Annotated in this window: 21 protein-coding genes; 17 read left to right on the forward strand and 4 right to left on the reverse strand. The window is 74.7% G+C overall.

Going from position 1 to position 24,889, the window contains the following annotated elements; translation table 11 throughout:
• The first annotated feature begins 126 nt into the window (after positions 1 to 126).
• Genes AB0I29_RS10440 through AB0I29_RS10450 form a run of 3 tightly spaced genes read left to right on the forward strand, consistent with a single transcriptional unit; the run spans position 127 to position 2,290 of the window.
• A complete protein-coding gene (locus AB0I29_RS10440) occupies positions 127 to 936 on the forward strand; it encodes a hypothetical protein (RefSeq protein ID WP_357481260.1) in 810 nt (269 codons plus the stop codon).
• Positions 933 to 1,553, forward strand: coding sequence for a hypothetical protein (locus AB0I29_RS10445; protein WP_285101204.1), 621 nt, complete (start codon positions 933 to 935; stop codon positions 1,551 to 1,553). The genes AB0I29_RS10440 and AB0I29_RS10445 overlap by 4 nt, the downstream gene beginning before the upstream one ends.
• Positions 1,550 to 2,290 carry a hypothetical protein gene (locus AB0I29_RS10450; RefSeq protein WP_285101202.1) on the forward strand — a complete coding sequence of 247 codons (741 nt, stop codon included), beginning with the start codon at positions 1,550 to 1,552 and terminating at the stop codon, positions 2,288 to 2,290. The genes AB0I29_RS10445 and AB0I29_RS10450 overlap by 4 nt, the downstream gene beginning before the upstream one ends.
• Here AB0I29_RS10450 and AB0I29_RS10455 read toward each other — a convergent pair.
• From AB0I29_RS10455 to AB0I29_RS10465, 3 genes are all read right to left on the reverse strand, one after another.
• Positions 2,287 to 3,615 carry a hypothetical protein gene (locus tag AB0I29_RS10455; RefSeq protein ID WP_357481263.1) on the reverse strand — a complete coding sequence of 443 codons (1,329 nt, stop codon included), beginning with the start codon at positions 3,613 to 3,615 and terminating at the stop codon, positions 2,287 to 2,289. The genes AB0I29_RS10450 and AB0I29_RS10455 overlap by 4 nt on opposite strands.
• A gap of 76 nt (positions 3,616 to 3,691) precedes the next feature.
• Entirely contained in the window at positions 3,692 to 5,704 is a 2,013-nt protein-coding gene (locus AB0I29_RS10460; protein ID WP_357481266.1) for an acyltransferase family protein, read from the reverse strand.
• A 204-nt stretch (positions 5,705 to 5,908) separates the two neighbouring features.
• Entirely contained in the window at positions 5,909 to 8,644 is a 2,736-nt protein-coding gene (locus AB0I29_RS10465; protein WP_285101199.1) for a UvrD-helicase domain-containing protein, read from the reverse strand.
• Positions 8,645 to 8,786: 142 nt separating this feature from the next.
• Here AB0I29_RS10465 and AB0I29_RS10470 point away from each other — a divergent pair, with 142 nt between their 5' ends.
• From AB0I29_RS10470 to AB0I29_RS10535, 14 genes are all read left to right on the forward strand, one after another.
• Positions 8,787 to 9,716, forward strand: coding sequence for a patatin-like phospholipase family protein (locus AB0I29_RS10470; RefSeq protein ID WP_285101197.1), 930 nt, complete (start codon positions 8,787 to 8,789; stop codon positions 9,714 to 9,716).
• Complete coding sequence (locus AB0I29_RS10475; RefSeq protein WP_357481271.1) at positions 9,713 to 10,927, forward strand: macrolide family glycosyltransferase; 1,215 nt, start codon at positions 9,713 to 9,715, stop codon at positions 10,925 to 10,927. Before AB0I29_RS10470 ends, AB0I29_RS10475 begins: the two co-directional genes overlap by 4 nt.
• Positions 10,928 to 10,930: 3 nt before the next feature.
• Positions 10,931 to 11,416, forward strand: a complete 486-nt coding sequence (locus tag AB0I29_RS10480) for a hypothetical protein (RefSeq protein WP_285101193.1) — start codon at positions 10,931 to 10,933, stop codon at positions 11,414 to 11,416.
• The gene (locus AB0I29_RS10485) at positions 11,413 to 12,348 is read left to right on the forward strand and encodes a hypothetical protein (RefSeq protein ID WP_285101191.1); all 936 of its coding nucleotides are present in this window, start codon (positions 11,413 to 11,415) and stop codon (positions 12,346 to 12,348) included. Before AB0I29_RS10480 ends, AB0I29_RS10485 begins: the two co-directional genes overlap by 4 nt.
• A gap of 216 nt (positions 12,349 to 12,564) precedes the next feature.
• Positions 12,565 to 13,761: a glycosyltransferase family 4 protein gene (locus tag AB0I29_RS10490; RefSeq protein WP_357481275.1), complete on the forward strand. Its 1,197-nt coding sequence runs from the start codon at positions 12,565 to 12,567 to the stop codon at positions 13,759 to 13,761.
• Positions 13,762 to 13,961: 200 nt separating this feature from the next.
• Positions 13,962 to 15,056, forward strand: a complete 1,095-nt coding sequence (locus tag AB0I29_RS10495) for a Gfo/Idh/MocA family oxidoreductase (RefSeq protein ID WP_285101188.1) — start codon at positions 13,962 to 13,964, stop codon at positions 15,054 to 15,056.
• A complete protein-coding gene (locus tag AB0I29_RS10500) occupies positions 15,053 to 16,111 on the forward strand; it encodes a GDP-mannose 4,6-dehydratase (protein ID WP_357481278.1) in 1,059 nt (352 codons plus the stop codon). The genes AB0I29_RS10495 and AB0I29_RS10500 overlap by 4 nt, the downstream gene beginning before the upstream one ends.
• Entirely contained in the window at positions 16,108 to 17,262 is a 1,155-nt protein-coding gene (locus AB0I29_RS10505) for a DegT/DnrJ/EryC1/StrS family aminotransferase (protein ID WP_285101184.1), read from the forward strand. The genes AB0I29_RS10500 and AB0I29_RS10505 overlap by 4 nt, the downstream gene beginning before the upstream one ends.
• Position 17,263: 1 nt before the next feature.
• Positions 17,264 to 17,908, forward strand: a complete 645-nt coding sequence (locus AB0I29_RS10510; protein WP_285101182.1) for an acetyltransferase — start codon at positions 17,264 to 17,266, stop codon at positions 17,906 to 17,908.
• Positions 17,905 to 18,954 (forward strand): glycosyltransferase, encoded by a 1,050-nt coding sequence (locus AB0I29_RS10515; protein WP_357481281.1) that lies wholly within the window; start codon positions 17,905 to 17,907, stop codon positions 18,952 to 18,954. Before AB0I29_RS10510 ends, AB0I29_RS10515 begins: the two co-directional genes overlap by 4 nt.
• Positions 18,951 to 20,492, forward strand: a complete 1,542-nt coding sequence (locus AB0I29_RS10520) for an oligosaccharide flippase family protein (protein ID WP_357481284.1) — start codon at positions 18,951 to 18,953, stop codon at positions 20,490 to 20,492. The genes AB0I29_RS10515 and AB0I29_RS10520 overlap by 4 nt, the downstream gene beginning before the upstream one ends.
• Entirely contained in the window at positions 20,489 to 21,667 is a 1,179-nt protein-coding gene (locus AB0I29_RS10525) for a DegT/DnrJ/EryC1/StrS family aminotransferase (protein WP_357481287.1), read from the forward strand. The genes AB0I29_RS10520 and AB0I29_RS10525 overlap by 4 nt, the downstream gene beginning before the upstream one ends.
• Positions 21,667 to 22,875, forward strand: coding sequence for a glycosyltransferase (locus AB0I29_RS10530; RefSeq protein ID WP_357481289.1), 1,209 nt, complete (start codon positions 21,667 to 21,669; stop codon positions 22,873 to 22,875). The genes AB0I29_RS10525 and AB0I29_RS10530 overlap by 1 nt, the downstream gene beginning before the upstream one ends.
• A gap of 49 nt (positions 22,876 to 22,924) precedes the next feature.
• A complete protein-coding gene (locus AB0I29_RS10535; protein WP_357481292.1) occupies positions 22,925 to 24,142 on the forward strand; it encodes a glycosyltransferase family 1 protein in 1,218 nt (405 codons plus the stop codon).
• 16 nt (positions 24,143 to 24,158) lie between these two features.
• On the opposite strand, the gene AB0I29_RS10540 is transcribed toward AB0I29_RS10535, so the two are convergent.
• Complete coding sequence (locus AB0I29_RS10540; protein WP_285101172.1) at positions 24,159 to 24,791, reverse strand: hypothetical protein; 633 nt, start codon at positions 24,789 to 24,791, stop codon at positions 24,159 to 24,161.
• Positions 24,792 to 24,889 lie beyond the last annotated feature (98 nt).

Raw genomic sequence — 24,889 nt, forward strand, 5'->3', positions numbered from 1 at the left:
ATCTGGCCCGGAAACCGCGTGTCTCCGGGCCAGATCGCTGGGTAGGCGGACGGCGCGGCCGAGCCCCGCCGAACCCCGTGGACTTTCGCCCGGTTGGTCCGTGATGCACCGCTACGATCGTGCGCCATGAAGCATGCCCGCAACGGCGGCCCCGACATCGCGTTCCGGCTCGGCCGCCGCGTGGTCTCGGCCGTCGCCGACGACATGTCGACGATGCAGCGCGTCGGCGCCGGCGTCGTCGCCGCCCTCGTGGCCGTCTCCCCGTTCGGGGCGTGGAACAAGGTGGAGGCGCAGGCCGACCCGATCGTGGCGGGGACGGCGGTCGAGGTGGGCCCGTTCGACGTGACGGTGCTGCGGGCCGTGATGGCCGACGAGCTCGGCTACCTCGTGCCCGCGCCGGGGAACCACATGCTCGCCGTGGTCGCGGACGTGGTGAACACCAGCGACGTGCCCGAGCTGAGCTCGACGCTCGGCAGCGCCGTCCCCGCGCCCGAGGGCGTGGGCATCGTGGCGGTGGACCCGTTCGCCGGCCTCGACACGGACCAGGGCACCGACCCGGGTGCCGAGGCCGGAGCCGACGCCGGTGTCGCACCCTCCGCGGACCCCTCCGCCGACGCGGACCCCTCCGCGAGCGCTTCCCCCGGCGAGTCCGGGGAACCCGAGCTGCCGTCCGCGACCATCCTCCACGTCAAGGACGCGACCAGCACCAGCGTGCTCAACCCCGGCGTCACCTACCAGATCGCGCTGATCTGGGAGCAGAGCGGCGAGTGGACGGGCGACGAGATCCCGCTCCGGATGCTGGAGCTGTCCTGGATCGACGAGAGCCGCCTGACCCTGGACAACGGGTACTGGCTGCCCGCGGACCTCGCCTTCGAAGGCGCGATCCGGGTCAAGGACAACCGGGGCATGGCCGAGGCCGAGGAGGGTCAGGCGTGAGGCACGGGCGCCGCCGGATCACGTGGCAGGGCTCGGCCCTGGTCGTCGGCGGCGTGGTCGCGGGCTGCGCGCTCGTCACCGCCGTGCCGCAGGAGACCGTCGTGGAGACGCCGTTCGTGGTCGAGGGCGCGGTGGGCGAGACGCTCGACCTGACCTACGCGGAGCTGACCGTGACCGACGTCCGGGTCGCCGACACCCTGGAGAGCTTCTCGGAGACCGCCGTCGCGAACGGGACGTTCGTGGTGGTGGACGCGACCTGGCGGGCCACGCAGGGTGCGACCGTCTTCGGCGGCGCCGAGATCACCGATGCCGAGGGCCGGCGGTTCTGGCCCACCAACCAGGCCGGCTGCTCGACGTCGGCCAACGCCCAGCCGGGCTACGCGTGGCACACGACCTACTGCTTCGACGTACCCCAGGACGCGCTCGCCGGAGCGACGGTGCGGCTGGCGCGCGGAAGCCAGACCGAGGACTACGCCGGCCAGCGGCGCGACGCCGCCGGGGTGGTCGACCTGGGCATCTCCGCGCAGCAGGCGAAGGAGCTGTGGGCGGCGACCGACACGGTGCAGACGGAGGCGCCGGGCTACGCCACGGCGAGTGCGGGAGGGAGTGCGGGATGACGACGCTGGTGACCCCGGCGGTGCCGGGGCCGGGTTCGTACGAGGGCCCCGGTCAGGGCGCGTACCCGGGCGGGGCGCCGAGCCTGCGGCCAGGCCTGCTGCCCGGTTCCGTGCCGCCCGACGTCCCGCAGGCCGGGCGGCCCCGGGGCTGGTGGCGGCGCAACGCCGTGTGGCTGGTGCTGCTGCCGCTCGCGCTCGCGGTGGCCACGGGGGCGTCGTCGTTCCGGGTGTGGGCCTACTGGTGGCCGGACGGCCTGCACTACGAGTCCCAGCGGGTCGCCCTGGGCGAGCAGGCGCACCTGGAGAGCGAGTACCTCGACACGGGGTACGACGTGCCGGAGCGCGCGGACACCTGGGTGGTGCGCGAGCTCGACGCGACGGTGACGGGCGTCGAGCGGGTGGACGAGCTGCCCGCGCCGGCCTACGGCGACCCGGTCCCGATCCCCGAGGGGTCGGTCGCGTACGAGGTGCGGCTGCACTTCGCGGCCGAGCCGCAGACCGACCTGTCGCTGTGCCAGATCGCCCTCGTGGCCGACGACGGCACGCGGTACGGGGAGTCGTCGCCGGACGTGCTGGGCAACTCCAACCGCTGCTCGTTGCCGGACGCCGAGGGCTTCGTGAGCGAGCAGCCCGAGTGGGACGTCAGCTCGTTCGTGCTGGTGGACCCCGACGCGACGATCACGCAGGCCCGGCTGTCGTTCGGCGGCCCGGACTACCTGACGGTCGAGCTGCCCTAGCGGGCGGCCGTCGCCGGGGCGGGGACCGCGCGGTTCCCGGCCACGGGGGTGGCGTCGTCGTCCAGGTCGCGGACCGCCAGGCCCCGCTCGACCAGCACCTCGACCGTCGCGGCGATCAGCGCGGCGGCCAGCGCCAGGGACACCACGAGCCCCGTGGCCGCCTCGAAGGGGCTGAACGCGATCCATGCGTTGGTCTCGACCGGTCCGGTGACGGCTCGCACGAGCCAGCCGACGGCGTACGGGGCCCGCATGACCACGAGGTAGCCCAGGCAGAAGACCAGCATGGGGCCGAGGCCGCCGCGCACGATCAGCTTCAGGCCGTTCCACAGGGCGGAGAAGCGGGCGCGCAGGTCCTCGGTGAGCGACTCCAGGAGCGACCGCAGCCCGGCCGGGATCCACGTCATCCGGTCGAGCCAGCGGTGCTCGCTCGACGGCGGCTCCATGAGCTTGTGCCCCAGGACCACGGCGCCGATGGCGAGCCAGGCCAGGGGCGCGACGAGGACGACGTCGAGCGACTCGAGGACGGTGACGAAGCCGTCGGCCACCAAGGCCGCGGCGTCGTTGCCGGCCTCCCCCACGCTCTCCTGCGCCGCGCCGACGGTGCCGACGGCGGCCGCCACGAGCTGCCGGTCCGCGGCGAGGTCCCACAGCCCGAGCTCGATCGACTCGACCTGCTTGGCGACCTGGCTGGTCCAGTAGATCTCGAGGCAGCCGCCGAGCACCGCGATGCCGAGGAGCTGGAGCTTGCCCTCGAGCCGGCCGAGCAGCCAGCGCAGCACGAACGCGCCGGCCACGATGGCGACGACCGTCCAGCCCGACCAGACGCCGAGGCGGGACATGAAGTCGACGCCCTCCGCGCTGAACGTGTCGTTGAACAGCTCGTCGGCCGCCGCCTCGTTGGTGAACCTCGTCTGGTCGGCGTCCATGAGGCCCTCGACCTCGTAGACCACCAGGAACGGCACCAGCACGGACAGCGCGATGTCGATGAGGCGACGCTCGCGCCGCTCCGAGGGCATCATCGGGGCCCGGCGGGTGGGCAGCATGCCGGGGATCGCCGCCTGCGCCGCGCGCTCCCGGCGGCCGAGGTCGGCGCCGCCCAGGCTCGGCAGGCTGTGCCGGCAGACCCACAGCATCCCGACCACCGGCACGAGGTACCCGAGCGGGCTGAGGATCAGCAGGAGCTGCGCCACGAACGAGTTCCACTGGCTCAGCTCGACCGCGCCCCACATCGCGCCGTTCCGGACGGCGACGCCGAGCAGGCCGAGCGTCAGGAGCGCGGGCCAGTGCGCCACGAACAGGCGACCCGCGGAGACCAGGATCCTCATGGCGACACATAGTGGCCTAAACCGGGCGCGGCGCGCCAAGCCGTGTCATGCCGGCCGGCCCTCCGGCCGGCACGTGTCACTCCAGCGCCGCGAACGACCGCTCCACCAGGTCGGTGTAGGCCTCGACGCCGTCCAGGTTCGGGTGCGTCGCGTCGGCGTGCAGCAGGCCGGGATGCTCGTCGACCAGCGTGTGCCAGTCGGCCACCTCGACGTTCTCGCGGCCCGCGGCGATCCGGTCGAGGGTCTTGTTCGCGTCGGGCACCCAGTAGCTGATCCCCACGCTGTTGACGAGCACCACGCGGCGGTCGGGCCCGATCATGTCGAGCACGTGCTTCGCGGCGTCGGCCGAGCCCTCGAGCTGGAAGCCCGCGTTGGTGCCGAAGTTCAGCAGCACCGTCTCGCGCAGGCGGCCCTCGCGCTTGGCCGTGCGGATCATCCGCTCGGCGTCGAGCCAGTCCGTGCTCACCACGCCCTCGACCTGGGCACGCGGGTAGCGGGCGAGGATCGCGGGTGCGGCGGCCGCCAGCACGGAGTCACCGAAGGCGGAGACCTGGGTGCCCTGCCGCGCCCCGAAGGGCAGGCGGTCCGACGCCGGCCCGCCGGCGCGCGACGTCGGGGCGGGCGCGCCGGCGCCGTCGGCCGCAGGGGTCGCGGTGTTCGGTCCGGCGGCGGCCTGCGCCGCCGCCTGCCCTGCCGCGGCCTGGACCCCGGCGGCGATGGCGAGCTCGGTCGCCGTCCGGGACGGGGCCGACGTGACCGCCGCCCCCGTCCCGACCAGGGCGAGCACCGCGACCACCACGGCCGCCTTGGGCACGACGGCGGCGGTGCGCACCGCGCCGAGCAGCGCCCGGAGCGCACCCCGGAAGCCGAGCCGGCGCACCGGCAGCTCCACCCACCGGTACGACGCCGCCGCGAGCACGACCGTCAGCGCCACGGTGAGGCCGGTGCCGACGCCCCACCACACGGTCCCCGGCTGCGCCCCGACCGCCGCCGTGACCACGCAGGCGACCGGCCAGTGCCACAGGTAGATCCCGTACGACCGCTCCCCCACCCAGCGCAGCGCGGGAGCCTCCAGCGCGGTGGTGAACCAGGTGGGCTCGACCCGGGCCGCGCCGCACGCCTGCACGAGGACGAGGGCCAGCAGCGAGGCGGCCAGCAGCCCGAGCGGGTAGGTGAGGGGCGAGTCGCTGCGCAGCAGCAGGAACAGGGCGACCAGGCCGGCCAGGGCGAGCGGCGGCAGCACGCGGGCCCGCGCGCCCCACAGCGCCGGACCGGCCTTGGCCCAGCGCAGCGTCACCGCGGCCCCGAGGAGCAGCCCGAACGCGTGGGTGTCGGTGCCGTAGTAGACGCGGGTGGGGTCCACGCCGGTCCCGTACGCGGGCATGAGCAGGAGCGCCATGGCCGCCGCCGAGACGAGCGCGCCCGCGGCCACGATCCGCACCCGCCAGGCGGCTGAACGCACGGTGATCAGCAGGAGCACGAGCAGCACCGGCCACGCCAGGTAGAACTGCTCCTCGATGGCCAGCGACCACAGGATCCGCAGGAGCTCCGGCTGGGACTCGTCGAAGTAGTCGGTGCCCGCGGCGATCTCCACCCAGTTGGTGCTGAACGTCACCGCCCCGAGGAGCTGGCGCCCGATGCCGACCGTGAGGTCCGGCTCGACCAGCCGCGCCACCGGGATGCTCGTGACCAGCACCAGCGCGAGGGCGGGCAGCAGCCGGCGGGCGCGGCGCACCCAGAACCGCGGCAGCCGGATCCAGCTCGTGCCCGCGACCTCGCGCAGCAGCAGGGTGGTGATGAGAAACCCGCTGACCACGAAGAAGACGTCCACGCCCAGGAACCCGCCCGGTACCCACGCCGGCGCCAGGTGGAACGCGACGACCGCGACCACCGCGACAGCTCGCAGACCGTCGAGGCCGGGGATCCGGGGGCCGTGTGCTGTCGCGGACCGCGGGTCACCGCTCGGGGTCGGGCTCCCCGCCGGGGCCGCGGGGGATCCCGCGGACGGCGAGCCCGGGGCCGATGGCGTGGTTGCGGCCGGGGCGGGCCCGGCGACCAGGCCGGGCCGGGCGTCGTCGGTCAGGACCATGGGCGGACGGTACCGAACCTCCGTGGACCGAAAAAGTCCGGAATGTGAAGCCCGGCCCGCCAGCAGTCCCCTTCGAGGCCTAAGTTTCTTCGCTTTGAGCCCCTCCAAAGCGAAGAAACTTAGGCCCCGAAGGAGAGGATGGGCCGCGACCGAGCCGAGGCCGGCTGGATCAGCCGGTCCCGGCCCCCGCCAGGACCCGGCCCCTCAGAGCTTGGTGACCGCCGTGTACTTCAGCGCGATGCGCTTGGTCCCGTTGGTGCCGAAGTCGATCTTGACCACGGCGTTGGCCTCGACGTCGACCACGGTGCCCAGACCGTAGGAGTCGTGCGTCACGCGGTCCCCGATCTCCAGGCTGGGGATGTCCTTCTGCACGTTGATGCCGCCGAACCCGCCCGTGGCACCCGCCTTCTTCTGCGGGGAGAACGGGTTGGCCTGCCCGCCGCCCGACGACGACGTGGTGCCGGTGCGCGAGGCCCCCGACCGGCCCGAGGACCACGAGGAGCCCGAGCCCTGGCCGCGCCCGCCCGAACCCGAACGCCCGCCGGAGCCGTAGCCGCCCGACCCGTACCCGCCGCTCCAGCCGCCCCGGCCCGAGCGGATCGCGGCCGTCGACGACTCGCGCCGCCGCCAGTCCCACAGCTCCTCGGGGACCTCCTGCAGGAACCGGCTCTCGGGGAACTCGTTGGCCATGCCGAACGCCGCGCGCACCGACGACCGCGTGATGTAGAGCCGCTCGCGCGCCCGCGTGATCCCCACGTAGGCGAGGCGGCGCTCCTCGGCGAGCTCCGTGTCGTCGTGCAGCGAGCGCATGTGCGGGAACGTGCCGTCCTCCATGCCGGTGAGGAAGACGACCGGGAACTCCAGGCCCTTGGCGGTGTGCAGCGTCATGAGCGTGACGACGCCCTGGTTCTCCTTGGGCGCCTCCTCCGCGGCGCCGTCGGCCACGTCCTCGTCGGGGATCTGGTCGCTGTCCGCGACCAGCGAGACCCGCTCCAGGAAGTCCGCGAGCGAGCCCTCCGGGTCGGTCTCCCCGAAGTCGACGGCCACGGCGTGCAGCTCGGCCAGGTTCTCGACGCGTCCCTCGTCCTGCGGGTCCTCGCTCGCGCGCAGCTCGGCGAGGTAGCCGGTGCGGTCGAGCACCGCGCCGAGCACCACGGCCGGCGCCGCGCCGTCGTCGACCAGGCCGCGCAGCTCCCGCATGAGGTCGCGGAAGGCGAGCAGCGGCTTGAGCGAGCGGTTGGTCATGCCCGGGATCTCGTCGGCCCGCTCCAGGGCGGCGCCGAAGGAGATCCGCTCGCGCTCCGCGAACGAGGCGACGAGCGACTCCGCGCGGTCGCCCAGCCCTCGCTTGGGCACGTTGAGGATGCGGCGCAGGTTCACGTCGTCGTCCTCGTTGGCCAGCGCGCGCAGGTAGGCGACGGCGTCCTTGACCTCGCGGCGCTCGTAGAACCGCGTGCCGCCCACCACCTTGTACGGCAGGCCGACGCGGACCAGCACCTCCTCCAGCGCACGCGACTGAGCGTTGGTGCGGTAGAAGATCGCGACGTCGCCGGGGCGCACGTCGTCGCTGTCACCGAGCTTGTCGATCTCGTCGGCGACGAACCGGGCCTCCTGGTGCTCGTCGTCCGCGACATAGCCCACGATCTTGGCCCCGGCGCCCGAGTCCGTCCACAGGCGCTTGGGCGTGCGGCCGGCGTTGCGGGAGATCACCGCGTTGGCGGCGCTCAGGATGTTCTGCGTGGAGCGGTAGTTCTGCTCCAGCAGGATCGTGGTGGCGTCCGGGTAGTCCTTCTCGAACTCCAGGATGTTGCGGATCGTGGCGCCGCGGAACGCGTAGATGGACTGGTCGGAGTCGCCCACGACGGTGAGCTCGGCCGGGTCGAGACCCGAGTCGTCGTCCGCGCCCACGCCCGCCAGCTCCCGGACCAGGGTGTACTGCGCGTGGTTGGTGTCCTGGTACTCGTCCACCATGATGTGCCGGAACCGGCGCCGGTAGTGCTCCGCGACGTTCGGGAACGCCTGGAGCAGGTTCACCGTGGTCATGATGATGTCGTCGAAGTCCAGGGCGTTCGCCTGGGCCAGGCGCGCCTGGTACCGGGTGTAGACGTCGGCCAGGACCTGGTCGAACGTGGGCGTGGTGGTGTTGCGCTCGTCGGCCGACTGCCCGCCCCACGGCCGCCGGATGCCGCCCGCCGCGGCGGACGCGGCCTCCGCCTGCGCCTCCTGCTCCGCGTACGTCACGGCCTGCCGCGCGTAGGTCTCGGGGTCGATCAGCTCGTTCTTCAGGTCGCTGATCTTGTTCGACAGCCCGCGCGCCGGGTACTTCTTGGGGTCGAGGTTGAGCTCGCGCGTCACCAGCGTGATGAGGCGCTGGCTGTCCGCGGCGTCGTAGATGCTGAAGCTCGACCGCAGCCCGAGCGTGGTCGCCTCCCGGCGCAGGATCCGGACGCACGCCGAGTGGAACGTGGACACCCACATGCGGTTCGCGGCCGGGCCGACCAGGCCCTCGACACGCTCGCGCATCTCGGCGGCGGCCTTGTTGGTGAACGTGATCGCCAGGATCTCGCCCGCCCGCGCCCGGCCCGTGGCCAGCAGGTAGGCGATGCGGTGTGTGAGCACGCGCGTCTTGCCCGACCCGGCGCCGGCCACGATGAGCAGCTGCCCGCCCTCGTGCACCACGGCGGCCCGCTGCTGCGGGTTGAGCCCGTCCAGCAGCTCGTCGGGGTCGAGGTGCGCGTACGCCCCGCGGGCGCGTGGTGCCTCCGACTCGTGCGGCAGGCCGGCCAGCCAGTCCGGTTCAGCGGGCACGGCCGACTCGCCGGGGTCGCCGCCGTCCGGCGCGTCGTCCCACCGCGGGGCGGTGCGCGGCAGGCGCGCCTCGTCACCCGGCGCCGCCGGGTCGAGGCCGGGCAGGGAGAGGCTGTCGAAGAGGGAAGTCATCGCCCCTAAGCCTAGGCGGGCTCACCGACACTGCCGACGGGCCGCGCGGTCCGGGTCGTCACAGACTGGAGGTGTTCCCGGTCATATGGGTGGACAAGTGTGTGGACGGGGCAGTCCGTCGGATCAGCAAGGAGTCGCCGCAATGAGGTTCGCACCGGATCAGCCGGCCGATCCGCCCCGGGGCCTGCGTGGCCTCCCCCACCCCGTCGCCGCGGTGGTGGGCGGCGGCGGGGTGTACGGGGCCACCCAGGTCGGCGTCGGCTACGCGCTGGAGCAGCACGGGTTCGTGCCCGACCTGATCGTGGGCACGTCCGTGGGCGCGTTCAACGGCGCGGTGGCCGCCGCGCACCCCGGCAGCGCCGCGCGGTCGCTGGCCCTAACCTGGACGGGGCTGCGGCGCCGGGAGGTGTTCCCCTTCGGCCTGCGCTCGTTCCGGGCGGGCCTGTTCGCCGACGCCGGGCTGCGCCGGCTGATCCGGCGCGCGGGGCTACCGCCCCGGATCGAGGACCTGCCCGTCCGCTTCATCGCCGTCGCCACCGACCTCGCCAGCGGCGAGCAGGTGCTGCTGGACCACGGCGACCTGGAGTCGGCCCTGCTGGCCAGCGCCGCCATCCCGGGCGTCCTGCCCGCGGTGGTCCGCGACGGGCAGACGCTGGTCGACGGCGGCGCCGTGGCGCACGTGCCGGTCCTCGCCGCCCGGCAGGCCGGGGCCGCGAGCGTCGTGGTCGTGGTGACCGGGCGGGAGGCGCTGCCGCTGAGCACCACGACCCCGCCGCGGCGGGCCGAGGCCGTCGCCGCCCGCGCCGGGCTGTTGATGATGCACCACCAGATCGAGCGCGACCTGCGGGACGTGGCGCGGGAGATCCCGACCGTCGTGCTGCCGACCGGTGTGGCGGCCTGGCCGGCGATGTGGGACTTCAGCCACTCCCGGCGGCTGATCGACGCCGCGCTGGACTCGGCGAGCCGGTTCCTCGACGAGCTGGTCATCACCGGCCCGGGCCTGTACCGGCGCGAGCCCGTCGCGGCCGCGCCCGGCGGCGTCCCCGAGCGACGGGCCGGAGGCGGTCGATGAGCACCGTCGCCTTCCTGAACATCGGCATGCACGGGTACGTCAACCCGACGCTCCCGGTCGTGGCCGAGCTGGTCCGCCGGGGCCACACGGTGACGTACCACACGACCCCCGCGTTCGCGGCGCAGATCGAGGCCGCGGGCGCCCGGGTCCATCTCTACCCCGGGGGCGACCTGCCCCTGCCGGACCCGCCCATCCCGCTGGCCATGATGGCGGGGTTGGCGCACGCCGCCGTCGGCCTGCTGCCCTCGGTGCTCACCGACCTCCGCGCCGCCCGGCCCGACCTCGTGGTGCACGGCGCGGCCTGCCCGTGGGGCGCCGTCGCCGCGCGCGAGCTCGGGGTGCCCGCGGCCGCGACGTTCACCACGTTCGCGTTCAACCGGCAGGTACCCAGCCCCGGACGGATGTCCACGGAGCTGCTGGCCGCGGCCGCGGCGCACCCCGGCATCGCCGGCGGCTACGCCCGGGCCCGCTGGGCCCTGAACCGCGGCTACGACACCAGCGGGCTGCCGCTGACCGACCTGATGGACGCGCGCGAGCCGCTCAACCTCGTCTTCACCTCCCGCGCGTTCCAGCCGGGCGCCGACGCCTTCGACGCGTCCTTCCGGTTCGTCGGGGCGAGCGTGGGCTCCCGGCTGCCGGACCCGGCGTTCGCGGCGGACCGGCTCGAGAGCCCGGTCCTGTACGCGTCCCTGGGCACGGTGTTCGACGCCGGCCCGGGGCTGCTGCGCACCTTCGCCACCGCGCTGGCGCCGCTGGGCGGCACCGTCGTGGTCTCCACCGGGCACACGGACCCCGCCGACCTGGGCGAGCTGCCGGCCAACGTGCTCGCCCGCCCGTCGGTGCCGCAGCTCCAGGTGCTGGCCCAGGCCGCGCTCTTCGTCACCCACGGCGGCATGAACAGCGTGAACGAGGCGATGCTGGCCGGCGTCCCGACGCTCGTGGTGCCGCAGGGCGCCGACCAGCCGCTCGTGGCCCAGCGGGTGGTCGAGCTCGGCGCGGGCCTGGCCCTCGGCACGCAGGACGCGACGCCCGAGTCCGTGTACACGCTGGCCCGGCGGCTGCTCCGGGAGCCCCGCTTCCGGGCGGCGGCCGGTGTGCAGCGGGACGCCCAGGAGGAGGCGGGCGGCGCGCTGCGGGCCGCGGACGAGCTCGAGCGGTACCTCGCCGGGGCACGCGGGGGCGCGCCCGCCGGCCCAGGACGGGAGGGCTGAGGCGTGTCGACCGCCGTCGTCGCGCTGCTCGTGCTCGCCGGTCTGTCGGAGAGCGCCGGGCGTGTGCTGCCCCTGGTGGCTCGCCGGCCCCGGCTCTCCCCGCGGCTCCTGGTCGCACTGATGACCACCGGCACGGTGGTCGAGGGAGCGGTCGTCGCCCTGTGGCCGCCGGCCGCGTGGGCGCTGGCCGGCTGGGTCCAGCCGGGCACGCTGCCCGGGCCCACCCTGACCTGGACGCCCGCGCTGGTCGCACCGATGCTGCTGGCCGCGATCCTCGCGTTCCCCCTCCTCGGGCCGTTCCTGCACCTCCTGCTCGTGGTCGGGGTCGGCGCGGGCCTGGCCGGCCCGCTCGCCGAGGCGTCCGGGCTCGGCTGGTGGGCCGCCGCCGCGTGCGTCGCCGGGGCCGGGCTGGGCCTCGCCGCCACCGTCGAGGTGGTCCGGCGGCTGACCGCGCGGCTCATGGCCGGCGCGCGGGAGGTGCCCGCATGACCGAGCTGCTCCCCCTACTCCTCGTGCTGGCGATCGGCCCGTTCCTGCTCGCCGAGGGCCTGCTCGCCCGCTACGAGCTGATGGTCTACACGGTCGGCTGGCGCACGCAGGTCCCGGCGCTGCCCGCGAACCTGCCCTACGCGCGGGGCGCGGAACCGGGCCGCCCGCCCGACGCCTACCTGGTCTACCTCGACGGCATCGGCAAGCGTCGCTTCACCGACACGCGCGACGGCGGCCAGCTCGTCCAGGCCGTGATCGCCGGGGCACCCGAGCTGCGGGTGCTGGGCCAGGTCCAGCCGTACTCCCCGCTGGCGGACCCGCTGGTCGGGCGGCCGGTGTGGGACTGGCTGCGGCGACACATCGGCATCACGCTGTTCCTGCACAACGTGATGCAGACCTTCGTGGCGGCCGACCGCCGCTACCGCCCGCTCTACAACCGCGCCGTGGGCGGGCAGACCGCCGAGCAGCTCCGGCTCGCCGGCTACGAGCCCGGCAGCGGCATCCCGGTGGTGCTGCTCGGCTACAGCGGCGGCGCCCAGGTGGCGCTCGGCGCCGTCGAGGAGCTCTGGACCCAGCTGCGCGCCCCGGTGTGGCTGATCACGCTCGGCGGGTTCCACAACGGCGCCAACGACCTCACCCATGCGGCCGGGCTGCACCGGCTCACCAGCGGCAACGACTGGATCGAGCAGGTGAGCACCTGGCTGTTCCCCGAGCGGTGGCGGCTGCTGCGCCGCAGCCCCTGGAACCGGGCCCTGGCGGCCGGGAAGGTGCGCGTGCACCGGCTCGACCCCGCGACCCACGTCGGGCCGCTGAGCTACATCAGCCCGACGGCGAAGCTCGAGGACGGCAGCAGCCACCTCGACCGCACCACCGAGACGGTCGTCGAGATCATCCGCGAGGAGTGCCGAAAGGCCCGCCGAACCACCGGATGAAAATGCCCGGAACGATTGTGTGCGACGTTCCTGCACCCATCCGGAAAAGGTCACGGATATCAACCTCGGGGTGGGGTGATGTTCGGGTGATGTTTCGCGTCGGAGGTATCGTCCGGCGCCGCGGGTGAATCGCCGTGTTCACCCGCTCCCCGGGTTTCTGGCGCGCGCTGCGGGAGCAAGACTTTCCTCATGCATTCCGACGCTCCACACGTTCTGGTGATCATCCAGAACCTGCCGTTCAGGATCGACCGCAGGGTCCGGTCCGAGTGCCGCGCGCTGACCGACGCCGGGTACCGCGTGAGCGTCGTCTGCCCGCAGGAGAACCCCGACGAGCCCGCCCGGTCCCAGGTGGACGACACGACCGTCTACTCGTACGCCCCGCCCCCGGACTCCCGCGGCGTCATGGGCTATGTCCGCGAGTTCGTCGTCTGCTGGTGGCGGACGGCGCGGGCCTCGGCCCGCGTGCACCGCGACGCGCCGTTCCAGGTGATCCAGGCGTGCAACCCGCCGGACACCTACTGGCTGCTCGCCCTGTTGTGGCGCCTGCGGCGCGGGGTGCGCTTCGTCTACGACCAGCACGACCTGTGCCCCGAGGTGTACATCGCGAAGTTCGGCCGGCAGGACCTGCTGTACAAGGCGCTGCTGCTCCTGGAGCGCGCGACGTACCGCACCGCCGACCACGTGATCTCGACGAACGGCTCGTACCGGCAGATCGCGCTGGAGCGCGGCAGGGTCGACCTGAGCCGCAGCTCGGTGGTGCTCAGCACGCCCGACGCCGACCTGATGCGCAAGGGCGACCCCGAGCCGGGGGCTCGTGACCTCGGCAAGCACCTCGTGTGCTACGTGGGGATCATGGGCTCGCAGGACGGCGTGGACCGGCTGCTGGCCGCCGTCGAGCACGTGGTGCGCGTGCGCGGCCGCACCGACGTGCGCTTCGCGCTGCTCGGGTTCGGGGACGCGCTGGAGGAGCTGCGCGCGGACTGCACGCGCCGCGGGCTGGACCTCTGGGTGCACTTCACCGGCCGGGTCGACCACGAGGCCATCGGGCGATGGCTGTCCAGCGCGGACCTGGGCGTCACGCCGGACCCGCCGAGCGAGTTCAACGACCGCTCCACCATGAACAAGACGCTCGAGTACATGGCGCACGAGCTGCCCGTGGTGGCGACGGACCTGACCGAGACCCGCCGCAGCGCGGGCGACGCGGGCCGGTACGTCGCCGGGAGCGACCCCGCGGCGTTCGGCGACGCGATCCTCGAGATCCTCGACGACCCCGACCGCGCCCGGACGATGGGCCTGGCCGGGCGCGCCCGGATCGAGGGCGAGCTGTCCTGGCGCCGGCAGGCGGAGACCTACGTGCGGGTGTTCGACACGGTGACGGGCCACGCGCGCGCATTGTCCGAGAAGCGCGGATGAATGCCGGTCGCGGCATTTCCGGCGCCCTTCGCGCATTTCTTTTTCACCCCTGGGTGAAACCCGCTCCGGGTGAATAAACGTCGAGCACGGGTGATTTCGAAAGGCCCCGGCCAGTTCGCCGCGAGGCCGGGACGTACATTGATCGAAGCCAGGATGACAACACTCCGGGCCGATCCGAGCTGATACCGGAAGAAGGCAGCATGGACCAGAGACTCTTGCGGGCGGCCGTGGTGGGCGCCGGCTACTGGGGACCCAACCTGGCACGCAACTTCGCGGCGTCCGACCGCTGGGAGCTGGCCGCCGTCTGCGACCTCGACGCGGACCGCGCCTCCCGGGTGGCCCGCGCGAACGGCCGGGCCGACGTCGAGACGTCGCTCGACGCGCTGCTCGCCCGGGACGACATCGACGCGGTGGCCATCGCCACGCCCGCCCGGACGCACCACGCGATCGCGCTGGCCGCGCTGCGCGCCGGCAAACACGTGGTGGTCGAGAAGCCGATCGCCGACCGCGCGGCGGCGGCCACCGAGATGGTCGCCGCGGCGCGGGACCGCGGCCTGGTGCTCATGACCGACCACACCTACTGCTACACCCCGGCGGTCCGGAAGATCCGCGAGCTCGTGGCGAACGGAGACCTGGGTGAGATCCTCTACATCGACTCCGTACGGATCAACCTCGGCCTGGTCCAGCCCGACGTCGACGTGTTCTGGGACCTGGCGCCGCACGACCTCTCGGTGATCGACTTCATCCTGCCCGGCGGGCTGCAGCCCGAGTCGGTGGCGGCGCACGGCGCCGACCCGATCGGCGCGGGCAAGTCCTGCGTGGGCTACCTGGTGCTGCCCCTGCCGGGCGGCGCCGTCGCGAGCGTGCACGTGAACTGGCTCAGTCCCACCAAGGTGCGGCGGATGACCATCGGCGGGTCGCGCCGCACGCTCGTGTGGGACGACCTGAACCCGCAGCAGCGGATCAGCGTCTACGACCGCGGCGTGGACCTGGAGACCCAGGCGTTCGACAGCCTGGAGCGCCGGGCCGCCACGATCTCCTACCGCCTGGGCGACACCTGGTCGCCGGCCCTGGAGGAGCGCGAGGCGCTCGGGTCCATGGTGGGCGAGCTCGCCGAGGCGATCCAGGGCGAGCGCCCGGCCCTGACCGACGGCGCCGCGGGCCTGCGCGTGCTCGACGTGCTGGAGGCCGCGGACCGCAGCCTCGCCACGGGCGGCGGCGTGACGCGGGTCGAGACCGGCGCACGCACGCCGGTGCTCGCGGGCGGGCCGACCAAGGACGGAGCGGCCGCATGAGCGCGCTGAGCGGGGCGCGGGTGCTGGTCACGGGCGGCGCGGGATTCATCGGCAGCCACCTGGTCGACGAGCTGGTGCGCCGGGGCGCGGCGTCGGTCACCGTGGTCGACAACCTGGTCAACGGCCGGCGCGAGAACCTGGCCCACCACCTGGGAGACACCGACGGGCACGGCCCGGTACGGCTCGCCGCCGACGACATCCGGAGTGAGGCCGCGCTCGCGCTGGTCGACGACGCGGACGTCGTCTTCCACCTGGCCTGCCTGGGGGTGCGGCACAGCCTGCACGACCCGCGGGAGAACCACGAGGTCAACGCGACCGCCACGCTGGAGCTGCTCGAACGGGCCCGCGCGGCGGGCGTGGGCCGCTTCGTCCACGTGAGCTCCAGCGAGGTGTTCGGCACCGCGCAGTACGCCCCGATGGACGAGCGGCACCCGACCTGGCCCGAGACGGTCTACGGCGGGTCCAAGCTCGCCGGGGAGGCGTACGCGCGTGCCGCGTTCCGCACCCACGGCATGCCCGTCGTGGTGGTCCGGCCGTTCAACACCTTCGGCCCGCGCAGCCACTTCGAGGGCGACAGCGGCGAGGTGCTGCCCCGCACCATCGTGCGCGCCCTGTGCGGCCTGCCCGCGTTCGTCTACGGCGACGGCGAGCAGACGCGCGACTTCCTGCACGTGAGCGACACCGCGCGGGGCCTGGCGGACATCGCCGAGTGCGACGCCGCCGTGGGCCGCACCGTGAACGTGGGCTCGGGCGCCGAGGTGACCGTCAACGAGCTGGTGACCACGGTCGCGCGGCTCGCCGGGCGGCCCGACCTGGAGCCGGAGCGGCTGGAGGCCCGCCCGGGCGACGTCCGCCGCCTGCTGGTGGACAACACGCTGGTCCGGGAGCTGACCGGGTTCGAGCCGCGGACCACCTTCGAGCAGGGGGTCGCCGACCTGGTCGACTGGTTCCGCAGCCGGCCCGAGAGCCCGCAGGAGATGCTGAGCCGGATCGAGGACCGCAACTGGGTCGCGCCCGCGAGCGCCACGACCGCCCCCGCGGGGGTGGTCGCATGACCGCCGTGGAGGAGGGCCTGCACCGCGTCGACGTCATGAAGCCGTGGCTGGGCGCCGAGGAGATCGCCGCGGTCACCGAGGTGATCGAGTCCGGCTGGGTGGCCCAGGGCCCGCGGGTCGCCGCGTTCGAGACGGCGTTCGCCGACGCGATGCGCGCCCGCGCCGCCGTCGCGACGTCGAGCTGCACCACGGCGCTGCACCTCGCCCTGGTCGTCGCGGGCATCCGGCCCGGCGACGACGTCGTGGTGCCGTCGTTCTCGTTCGTCGCCACCGCGAACGCGCCCACGTACGTGGGCGCGCGCCCCGTCTTCGCGGACGTGGACGCCGCCACCGGCAACCTCACCGCCGAGACGGTGGCGGCCGCCCTCACGCCCGCCACCCGCGCGGTGATCGCGGTGGACCAGGCCGGCGTGCCGGTCGACCTCGCCGCGATCCGCGAGCTGTGCGACCCGCTCGGCATCGTGGTGGTCGAGGACGCCGCGTGCGGCGCCGGCTCGACCTACCACGACCGTCCGGTCGGGGCGGGTGCCGAGATCGTCGCCTGGTCCTTCCACCCCCGCAAGATCCTCACCACCGGCGAGGGCGGGATGATCACCACCAGCCGCCCGGACTGGGCCGCCCGCGCGCGACGCCTGCGCGAGCACGCCATGAGCGTCTCCGCGGCGGACCGGCACGCCGCCCTCGTCTCCCCGCCGGAGGAGTACGACGAGGTCGGGTTCAACTTCCGGATGACCGACCTGCAGGCCGCCGTCGGCCTGGTGCAGCTCGGCCGTCTCCCCGAGATCGTCGCCCGGCGGCGCGAGCTCGCCGCCCGCTACCGTGCCGAGCTGGCGGACGTGCCCGGCCTGCGCCTGGTCGAGGACCCGGCCTGGGGCCGGGCCAACGTGCAGTCCCTGTGGGCCGAGGTGCTGCCCGGGTACCGCCTGGACCGGGAGGGGCTGCTCCTGGCCCTCGCCTCGGCGGGCATCTCGGCGCGCCGCGGCATCATGGCCGCGCACCGGCAGCCGGCCCACGCGGGCCGCGGCCACGTGCCGCTGCCCGTGACCGAGCGGCTCACGGACCGCACGCTGATCCTGCCCCTGTTCCACCAGATGACGGACGCCGAGCTGGGCCGCGTGGTCGAGGTGCTCCGCGGGTACGGGGGGCAGTGAGGTGGCGGCGAGCTGGGGCGGGCCGCTGCTGCTGGTGGGGGCGAGCGGGCTGGCCCGCGAGGTGCTTCCCGTCGTCGCCGAGGCCGGGCACGACGTGCTCGGCGTGCTCGACGACCGCTACGCCGACCTGCCGCCCACCGTCGGCGGGGCGCCGGTGCTGGGGCCGGTGAGCTCCGCCGCGGAGCACCCCGGCGCCCGCCTGCTGCTGTGCGTCGGCCCGAGCCGCACCCGCGCCGCCGTGCACGCGCGGCTCGACGCGGGCGCCACGTACGCGCGGGTGGTCGATCCGTCGGTGCGCAACCCCGCCGGCTGCCCGGTCGGGGAGGGCTCCGTGCTGCTGGCCGGCGTCACGATCACCGCGGACGCCGTGCTCGGCGCGCACGTGGTCGCGATGCCCGGGGTGACGGTCACGCACGACTGCGTGCTGGACGACTTCGCGACGCTCGCCGCCGGGGTCTCCCTCGGCGGGGGCGTGCGCGTGGGCCGTGCCGCCTACCTGGGCATGAACGCCTCGGTGCACCCCGGCGTCCGGATCGGCGCGGGCGCCGTGGTCGGCATGGGGGCCGTGGTCCTGACCGACGTGCCGGACGGCGAGACCTGGGCCGGCGTGCCGGCCCGGCGGCTGGTCCGCGAGGTGGCGCGATGACCACGGTCCGGACCCCGCTCCCCCTGCGCACCCGCCCGCTCGTCTCGGTGGTGGTGCCGCACTACAACTACGGGCAGTACCTCCCGACCTCCGTCGGCTCCGTGCTCGCCCAGGAGGGCGTGGACGTCGAGGTGATCGTGGTCGACGACACCTCGACCGACGGGAGCGTCGCCGTCGCGCGCGAGATCGCCGCGTCGGACCCGCGCGTGACGCTGGTCGAGCACGAGCGGAACATGCGGCACATCCGCACCTACAACGACGGGCTCGGCCGGGCCCGCGGCGACTACGTGGTGCTCCTGTCCGCCGACGACGCCCTCGCGCCCGGCGCGCTCGCCCGTGCCGCCGCCCTGCTGGAGCACGACCGGCGGATCTCGCTCGTCTACGGCCTCGTGACCGACTTCGACGGCGCGCCGCCCGCGTTCACGCCCACCCGGAGCTGGTGGACCGTCTGGGAGGGCGAGCAGTGGGTGGGCCACGTCGCCCGCCGCGGACGCAACATCCCGACCAACCCCGAGGTCGTGATGCGCCGGTCCGTCTACGACGCGATCGGCGGCTACGAGGCCGCGCTGCCGCAGGCGGCGGACATGTACATGTGGCTGCAGGCCGCCGCGCGCGGCCGGATCGGCCGCGTCAACGGGCCGGTCCAGGCCTACTACCGGCAGCACGACGCGAACATGCACAACGTCCAGTTCGGCGGGAACCTCGACAACTGGCGCTCCGTGCTCGAGACCTTCGACCTGTTCTTCCGCGAGGACGGGCACCTGCTGCGCCGGCCCGACCGGCTGCGCGCGCGGGCCGACGCCGCCGTCGCGCGCGAGGTGGTGCTCGCCTCCACGCTGCTGCCCCCGGGGCCCGACGGCGCCGAGCACCGCGCGCAGCTCCTGAAGCTCGCCCAGGAGGCCGATCCCGGCGTCGTCCGGTCGCCCGCCTGGCAGTGGGCCCGCCTGGCCGGGCGCGCCGCGCACCGGTCCCGGCTCGGTGTCGAGGCCGTCGAGTCGCTGCGCTGGAAGGTCCGCGGCCAGCTCCTCGCGAGGTTCGGGACATGAGCGAGGGCGCCACCCTGAGCGGCCGTGTCGGGAACGCCCTGCGCTGGAGCACCACCGGCACGGTCGTGGTGCGGCTGGGCAACCTCGGCCTGGGCATCGTCATCGCCCGCATCGTGTCGCCGGAGGAGTTCGGCCTGTACGCGATCGCCCTGACGGTGCAGAGCGTGGTCATGGCCCTGGCGGACCTCGGTCTGAGCGCCGACCTCGTGCGCAGCCCCGACTTCGAGCGGCGCACCGGCCCCGTCGCGGTGCTCGGCCTGGTGACCGGCGGCACGCTCACCCTGGTCACCGCGCTGTCCGCGCCCGCGCTCGCGTCGGCGATGGGCGGCCCCGGCGCGGCCGGTCCCATCGCGATCCTGGCCGCGACGTTCCTGCTGGCCGGGGTCGGCGTCGTCCCGTTCGCCACGCTCCAGCGGCGCCTCGACCAGCAGGGGTTGTTCCGCTCGAACGCCGTCGACTTCGGCGTGGGCGCCGTCGTGACCCTCGTGCTGGCGGTGCTCGGCTACGGCCTGGTCGGCCTGGCGGTGGGCCGGGTCGTCGGCCAGGCCTGCGGCGTGGCCGTGCAGTTCTGGCTCACCCGCACCCGGCTGCGCTTCTCGTGGGACCCGACGGTCGCCCGGTCGGTGCTCGCGTTCGGGCTGCCCGTCGCGGCCGCGAACCTGCTGTCCTGGGTGCTGCTGTCGGTCGACCGCGTGGTGCTCGGCAACACGGCCGGCGCCGTCGAGCTCGGGTACTACGTGCTCGCCGCGAACATCTCGACGTGGCCCATGACGCTGGTGGGCCAGGCCCTGCGGTCGGTCACGCTGCCCGCCTTCTCGCAGGTGCGCGAGCGTGCCCGCGCCGCGCTCGTGCCGCTGCTCGGGCCCGTCTGGTGGGCCGTCGTGCTGGCGGCGGCCATGCTCGCCGCGCTGGCCCACCCCGTGGTCGTGCTCGTCTACGGCGCCCGGTGGGAGCCGGCCGCGCAGATCCTGGTGCCGCTGGCCGTGGTCGGCGCCGTGCGCGTCGTCTCGGACGTCCTGGCCGGCTACCTCTACGCCCTGGGCCGCTCGCGCGGGGTCCTCGCGGTGCAGGTGGTCTGGCTGGTGGCGCTGGTGCCCGCCGTCGTGCTCGGCGCGCGAGCGGCCGGGAGCATCGGCGTCGCCGTCGCGCAGGCCGCCGTCTCCGTGGGCGTGCTGGTGCCCGCCTACCTGGTGCTGCTGCGCCGGTCGCGGGACGAGGTCGGCGCGTTGGCCTGGGCCCTGGCCGTGCCGGGGCTGGCCGGGGCGGCCGCCGTGGCCGCGGGCCTGCTGGCCGCCGGCCAGGTCGACGACCCGCTGCTCGGCGGCCTGCTCGCCGGCGCGGTCACGTTCGCCCTCTACACGGCCGCCACGCTCGCCTGGGTGCGCCCGCGCTGGCGCGCCGCCCGCACGGCCCTCGACGGTCCGGACGAGGCGGCCGACGCAGCGCCGGACACCGCGCCCGACGAGACACCGGACGAGGTGCCGGACCTTCTGCCGGACGCCGTCCCGGCTGCCCGACCGAGAGGAACGACCCGATGACCGAGACCACGACAACGACCTCCCCCGCGCCGTCGCGGGAGCCCGTGCCCTTCCTGGACCTGGGCGCCCAGACCGCCGAGGTGGAGGGCGACGTCCGCGAGCGCTGGGACGAGATCCTGCGCACGTCCGGCTTCGTGCTGGGACCGGACGTCGAGCGGTTCGAGCGCGAGTTCGCCGCCTACAGCGGGGCGCAGCACGCCGTCGGCGTGGGCAACGGCACGGACGCCCTGGAGATCGGCCTGCGGGCTGCCGGGATCGGCCCGGGCGACGAGGTGATCGTGCCGGCCAACACGTTCTTCGCGACGGCGGAGGCGGTGCTGCGCTGCGGCGCCCTGCTGGTGCCCGCCGACGTCGACGACGACTTCCTGCTGGACCCCGAGGACGTTGCCGGCCGGCTGTCGGCACGCACCCGGGCCGTCGTCGGCGTGCACCTGTACGGGCAGATGGCGCCGGTGACGCAGCTGCGCGAGCTGGTGGGCCCCGACGTCCTCCTGGTCGAGGACGCCGCCCAGTCCCAGGGCGCGAGCCGGGACGGGTTCCGCTCGGGCGGCGCGGGCGACGTGGCCGCGACCAGCTTCTACCCGGGCAAGAACCTGGGCGCGTTCGGCGACGGCGGCGCGGTGCTGACGTCGTCCGACGACGTGGCCGAGCGGGCCCGCCGACTGCGCAACCACGGCGGCGTCAACCGCTACGAGCACCTGGAGGTCGGCGCCAACTCGCGCCTCGACTCCCTCCAGGCCGCCGTGCTGTCCGCGAAGCTGACGCGGCTCGACGCGTGGAACCTGCGGCGGTCGGAGGCCGCGGCGCGGTACGGGGCCCTGCTCGCCGACGCGTTCGCCGACGTGCCGGAGCTCGTGGCGCCGCGCGAGCTGCCGGGGGCCACGCACGTGTGGCACCTGTACGTGGTGCGCACGCCGCACCGGCCCGCGGTGTCCGCGGCGCTGTCGGCGGCCGGCATCGGGCACGGCATCCACTACCCCGCCCCGGTCCACCTCCTGCCCGCGACGGCGCACCTGGGCTTCCGCCCCGGCACCGCCCCGCGGGCCGAGGCGCACGCCGGGCAGATCCTCTCGCTGCCGATGTTCCCGGGGATCACCGCCGACCAGCAGGAGCACGTGGTGCGCACGCTGCGCGACGCCGTGACGGGGCGGACCGCACGCCCGGGGGTGGCCTGATGAGCGCCGGCGGGGCCGGGCGCCTCGACCACGCGGCCGCCGCGTGGCGCGCCCGGGTGGACCGCGACGCCACGGGCGGGCCGGGGCTCGGCGCCCGGGCCGTGCGCACGCTCGCGTCCTGGGTCCGGTCGCCGCTGGCGCCCAGGTCGTACCGGCGGCGGCCGCCGTCGGCCCCGCAGCTGCGCCCCCGGGTCTCGGTGGTGGTGCCCTGCTACGACTACGGCCGGTTCCTGCCGCAGACGGTGGGCAGCCTCGTGACCCAGGAGGGGGTCGACGTCGAGGTGATCCTCGTCGACGACGCCTCCACGGACGACAGCCTCGCCGTCGCGCGCGCCCTGGCGGCCGAGCACCCGGGCGTGACGGTGCTGGCGAACGAGCGCAACCTGGGCCAGGTCGAGTCGTTCAACCGGGGCTGGGAGCACAGCACGGGCGAGTTCGTGGTGCGGCTGGACGCCGACGACATGCTGCCGCCCGGCGCGCTCGCACGGGCGACGGCGCTGCTGGAGCAGCACCCGGAGGTGGGGCTCGTCTACGGCCACCCGCAGCACTTCGACGACGGCACGCCGCCCGTCCCGGCGCTGGGCGAGCTGTCCTGGACCGTGTGGGACGGCCGCGCGTGGCTGGCGGAGCGCTGTCGCACCGGCGTCAGCTGCATCACCTCCCCCGAGGTGGTCATGCGCGCCGACCTGCTCAAGGACGTCGGGCCGCTGGACCCGCACCTCAGGTTCACGATGGACGTCGAGATGTGGCTGCGGCTCGCCGCCGTCGCCGACGTCGGCTACGTGGGCGGTGCCGACCAGGCGCTGCACCGCGAGCACGCGGGGAGCCTGAGCGTGAACGAGGGCTCCGGCGCGCTGCTGGACCTGCGCGCCCGCGCGGACGCGTACGACCGGCTGTTCGCCAACGTCGGCGACCGGCTCGCCGGCGCCCACGGGCTGCACGACCGGGCCCGGTCCGCCCTCGCCCAGGACGCGCTGCGGTACGCGGCGGCGGCCGCCGACCGGGCGGAGCCGCCCGCGCCCTACCTGGAGCTCGCGGTCGAGGTCTGGCCGGGCTCCCGGGAGTGGCCCTCGGCCGCGCGGATCGCCCGCCGGGCGGCGCGGGCCGAGCGGACGGGACGGGCCGGGTACGGCGCCGTCGTCCGCCGCATCACCCGCCGAGCCCGGACCGAGCTGATGTACCTGCGCTGGGCCACGTCCGGCCTGTGACGGCGCCCGACGACGCGCCCGCGCCCGTGAACGACGAGGGGGACCACCGATGAACCGGCTGACCAAGGCCACCGCACGGCTCCGCCGCCTGCGCCGCGTGGGCGCGCGCGGGCTGGCCCAGCGCGTCGCCGCGCGCGCCTACCGGACGACGGACGCCGCGGCGCTCGGCTTCCAGCTCTCCGCGGCCGACATCGCCGCCGACGTCCCTCGGGCGCTCCCGACGCCGGAGCCCGTGGCCGGCGACCGCCCGCTGACCGTGGGCTGGGTGACGTCGCCGCCCGCGGCGGGCTCCGGCGGCCACACCACCCTGTTCCGCATGGTCGAGGGGCTGGAGGCGCGGGGGCACAAGTGCGTCGTGTTCCTCTACGACCGGCACGGCCTGGACATCGTCCAGCGAACCGCCGAGCTGCGGCACGGCTGGCCCGGCGTGCGGGCCGAGGTCCGGGACGCACGCGCGGGCATCACCGGCATGGACGCCGTGGTGGCGTCCTCCTGGGAGTCCGCGCACGTCATCGTGGCCCGGAGCCACCGGCCCACCCACCGCCTGTACTTCATCCAGGACTACGAGCCGTACTTCTACCCGCGCGGGTCGGAGTACGAGCTGGCGGCGATGACCTACCGGTTCCCGTTCCGGCGCATCGCGCTGGGCGACATGGTGGCCGGCTGCCTCACGTCCGAGCTGGGCCAGACCAGCGACGTGGTCCCGTTCGGGTGCGACACCGACACGTACCACCTCCCCGAGGTCGAGTCCCCCCGGTCCGGGGTGGTGCTCTACGCCAAGCCCGACGTCGGACGCCGGGGCTACCTGCTCGCCCGGCTCGCCCTCGAACGCTTCCACCGGGAGCACCCCGAGCAGGAGATCCACGTCTACGGCTCGCGCCCGGCGGACCTGACGTTCCCGGTGACGTACCACGGCCGCCTCACCCCGGCGGAGCTGAACGTCCTGTACGGGCGGGTCGTGGCGGGGCTCGCGATGTCGTTCACCAACATCTCCCTCGTGGCCGAGGAGATGCTGGCCGCCGGCGTCGTGCCCGTCGTCAACGACTCGCCGCTGGCCCGCGCCGACCTGCCCAACCCGTACGTGGGATGGGCCGAGCCGACGCCGGCGGGGATCGCCGCCGGGCTCGCCGCCGCCGTCGAGCGGCCCGACGCCGCCGCGTACGCGGCGAAGGCCGCCGCCAGCGTCGTGGGCCGGTCCTGGGGCCCGGCGCAGGAGGCGGTGGCCCGCATCGTGGAGGACGAGGTCCGTGGCGCGGCGCACGGCTGACGGCCGGCGGCCCGGGTCAGCGGCGCCGGGCGCGCGTCTCGAGCACGGCGATGAGCGCGAACGTGGCGCTCGCGCCGAGCAGGCCCGCCATCCCGGCGGCCCGCACGGTCGAGCCCCCCACCTGGTGCACGACCAGGGACTCCGGGGCGACCGTCACGGTGATGTCGTTGACGGGCACCACCCCGGCGTCGCGCTGCAGGCGGTCCAGCTCGTCGGCGATCTGCGCGACGATCTCGTCCTGCCGGGCCCCGACCTCCTCGGCGGTGGCGGCGACGACCTCGACGTACAGCACCTGCTGGGCGAAGTTGGGGGCCCACTGGCCGCCCGTGTCGGGCAGCCGGATCGACCAGCCGTCGCGCAGCCCCTCGCCCACCAGGGTCGCGTCGGGCGAGGCGTACTTGGTGACCTCGTCGGGCCCGGCCACGGCCTTGGCGACCGCGCCGGCCGTGATGATCAGGTCCTCGGACGTGGTGCGCAGCGCGTTCGGGTAGGTCTTGCTCGCGGGTGCGAGGAAGACGACCTGGGTACGGCTCCAGTACACGCCGTCGTCCAGCGTGGTGGTGTACACGAGCCCGAGCGTGACCGCGGCCCCCGCGAGCAGGACGGGCCAGCGCCGCAGCGCCGCACGTATCAGGTCCCACAACGTCATAGCTTCTCCGCGATTTCCTGGAGCGGGCGAAATTCGCGCCGGAGTTCCGCGACTCGTTCCTTTACCCGCCCTCGGCACGATACCTTTGTCGAGCGCGG

Source organism: Promicromonospora sp. NPDC050262 (assembly GCF_040655935.1).
Lineage (GTDB): Bacteria > Actinomycetota > Actinomycetes > Actinomycetales > Cellulomonadaceae > Promicromonospora.

Excerpts from the sequence above, each read along its gene's own strand:
- AB0I29_RS10440 (WP_357481260.1), top strand. The coding sequence starts at position 127 with ATGAAGCATGCCCGCAACGGCGGCCCCGACATCGCGTTCCGGCTCGGC.
- AB0I29_RS10450 (WP_285101202.1), top strand. The coding sequence starts at position 1,550 with ATGACGACGCTGGTGACCCCGGCGGTGCCGGGGCCGGGTTCGTACGAG.
- AB0I29_RS10455 (WP_357481263.1), bottom strand. The coding sequence starts at position 3,615 with ATGAGGATCCTGGTCTCCGCGGGTCGCCTGTTCGTGGCGCACTGGCCC.
- AB0I29_RS10460 (WP_357481266.1), bottom strand. The coding sequence starts at position 5,704 with ATGGTCCTGACCGACGACGCCCGGCCCGGCCTGGTCGCCGGGCCCGCC.
- AB0I29_RS10465 (WP_285101199.1), bottom strand. The coding sequence starts at position 8,644 with ATGACTTCCCTCTTCGACAGCCTCTCCCTGCCCGGCCTCGACCCGGCG.
- AB0I29_RS10470 (WP_285101197.1), top strand. The coding sequence starts at position 8,787 with ATGAGGTTCGCACCGGATCAGCCGGCCGATCCGCCCCGGGGCCTGCGT.
- AB0I29_RS10475 (WP_357481271.1), top strand. The coding sequence starts at position 9,713 with ATGAGCACCGTCGCCTTCCTGAACATCGGCATGCACGGGTACGTCAAC.
- AB0I29_RS10485 (WP_285101191.1), top strand. The coding sequence starts at position 11,413 with ATGACCGAGCTGCTCCCCCTACTCCTCGTGCTGGCGATCGGCCCGTTC.
- AB0I29_RS10495 (WP_285101188.1), top strand. The coding sequence starts at position 13,962 with ATGGACCAGAGACTCTTGCGGGCGGCCGTGGTGGGCGCCGGCTACTGG.
- AB0I29_RS10500 (WP_357481278.1), top strand. The coding sequence starts at position 15,053 with ATGAGCGCGCTGAGCGGGGCGCGGGTGCTGGTCACGGGCGGCGCGGGA.
- AB0I29_RS10505 (WP_285101184.1), top strand. The coding sequence starts at position 16,108 with ATGACCGCCGTGGAGGAGGGCCTGCACCGCGTCGACGTCATGAAGCCG.
- AB0I29_RS10515 (WP_357481281.1), top strand. The coding sequence starts at position 17,905 with ATGACCACGGTCCGGACCCCGCTCCCCCTGCGCACCCGCCCGCTCGTC.
- AB0I29_RS10520 (WP_357481284.1), top strand. The coding sequence starts at position 18,951 with ATGAGCGAGGGCGCCACCCTGAGCGGCCGTGTCGGGAACGCCCTGCGC.
- AB0I29_RS10525 (WP_357481287.1), top strand. The coding sequence starts at position 20,489 with ATGACCGAGACCACGACAACGACCTCCCCCGCGCCGTCGCGGGAGCCC.
- AB0I29_RS10530 (WP_357481289.1), top strand. The coding sequence starts at position 21,667 with ATGAGCGCCGGCGGGGCCGGGCGCCTCGACCACGCGGCCGCCGCGTGG.
- AB0I29_RS10535 (WP_357481292.1), top strand. The coding sequence starts at position 22,925 with ATGAACCGGCTGACCAAGGCCACCGCACGGCTCCGCCGCCTGCGCCGC.
- AB0I29_RS10540 (WP_285101172.1), bottom strand. The coding sequence starts at position 24,791 with ATGACGTTGTGGGACCTGATACGTGCGGCGCTGCGGCGCTGGCCCGTC.